We start from the raw sequence: 1,271 nt of genomic DNA, 5'->3' as shown, positions 1-1,271 counted from the left end.
TTTTGATCTATTTGACCTTGTAGGTAATTCAAAAAGCCAATCATAGCCTTTGGACTTGAATAGTCGATTTGTGGTGTTACTACTTGCTTTACACGCTTTTCACATTCGATAAAGTATAAACGGGCTTCTCTCCCTTTCTTATTGTTCTCCACCATAGAAAGTTCTTTGGCTCTATCAAGTGTGAGATAGTAGTTAATCGCGATAACAGCCCTAGATTTTGCGCTCGCCAAATTTGGCGACCGCAAATCTTGTGTTTTTACAAAGTCTTGTCCTTCTATAAAATTGTATCTGGTAATACGGTCCTTAATCCAATTTGAAAAGTCACGTTTTGCCTCTAAGAATGCATGCAGATCACGTGCATTTACTGTTTGAACTATTTCCTGATCAATGATTTGTTCTTTAATCTCTATGGGAGTGTTCATGATGAACTCCTATGCAGTCTGTTTAATTTTATTTTTAAGATGCATCATGATAGCTGCTCGTATTTCAGGTCTCGAAAAATCGATTTGGGGATTAGCTGCTTGCTCTTCTAATTTTTTCCAATAATCTATGATTTTTGCGCGTAACACAGTGTTATAACCTAAAATGACAATAAGAGATTCACGTTTAGGAAGATGATAACAAGGAAGAGTACGACCTGTTGAATCTTTGTATAATCCAGCAAAATTACTCAGGTCGATTTTAAGTTCGCTAAATAGTTTACGAATATCTTGCATTACATGGCCATGTCTTTTACCGCATAACTCTGCAATTTCAATACTAGACATGGTTGGAATTGTTTCGTGTTTGTTTGTATTTTGCTGGATAGCAATTAGCTTTTCCATTACGGACCTCATATTGGGTGGGATTGATGGGAAAAAGGGGGCGCTTTTTCAAACGCCCTTAAGAATTTTAAAGCACATCAAAAGGACGCAAACGGTGCTGCTGTTCATAGGTACCGTAAAACTCATCATTATATTTTTCTTTTGCTAAATCAGATAAAAGGTCATGGTAAGCAACACTCTCGCTTACAAAGTCATGAACTTTACTCTCCTCGTGGAGATGTTCGATATTTTCTTTTACATATGCTTCTGCAATTTCTTCAGAGATATCTTCACAATTATTCTCAGAAGAATTGATGCGAAAGATTTGGATTGCATCATCTGCCTCGTCAATAATTTTTAGAACTTGGCTTTCATCCAGTGGTCCCGACCGACCAATGTTTTGATCATCATCATAGACAACTAATAAAATTTCATTGGAATTAATAAGAATTGGCTTATCCATAATTT

At 36.2% G+C, this 1,271-nt stretch carries 3 protein-coding genes; all 3 read right to left on the bottom strand.

All coding sequences use genetic code 11. The annotated features are described in order from the left end of the window. Positions 1-422, bottom strand: a 422-nt coding sequence (locus tag ACFIL7_RS04650) for an antA/AntB antirepressor family protein (RefSeq protein WP_375683399.1), incomplete at its 3' end; no start/stop codon positions are given. 9 nt (positions 423-431) lie between these two features. Continuing rightward, positions 432-767 carry a Rha family transcriptional regulator gene (locus ACFIL7_RS04645; protein WP_375635163.1) on the bottom strand — a complete coding sequence of 112 codons (336 nt, stop codon included), beginning with the start codon at positions 765-767 and terminating at the stop codon, positions 432-434. 124 nt (positions 768-891) lie between these two features. Next, positions 892-1,266, bottom strand: coding sequence for a hypothetical protein (locus ACFIL7_RS04640; RefSeq protein ID WP_375683400.1), 375 nt, complete (start codon positions 1,264-1,266; stop codon positions 892-894). Positions 1,267-1,271: the final 5 nt, after the last annotated feature.

Source organism: Bartonella sp. AP3QHHD (assembly GCF_042195765.1).
GTDB lineage: Bacteria > Pseudomonadota > Alphaproteobacteria > Rhizobiales > Rhizobiaceae > Bartonella.
This window is presented reverse-complemented; position numbering and strand designations above follow the sequence as displayed.

Bases quoted from the DNA above. Each gene is read 5' to 3' on its own strand.
- ACFIL7_RS04645 (WP_375635163.1), bottom strand. From the start codon at position 767: ATGTCTAGTATTGAAATTGCAGAGTTATGCGGTAAAAGACATGGCCAT.
- ACFIL7_RS04640 (WP_375683400.1), bottom strand. From the start codon at position 1,266: ATGGATAAGCCAATTCTTATTAATTCCAATGAAATTTTATTAGTTGTC.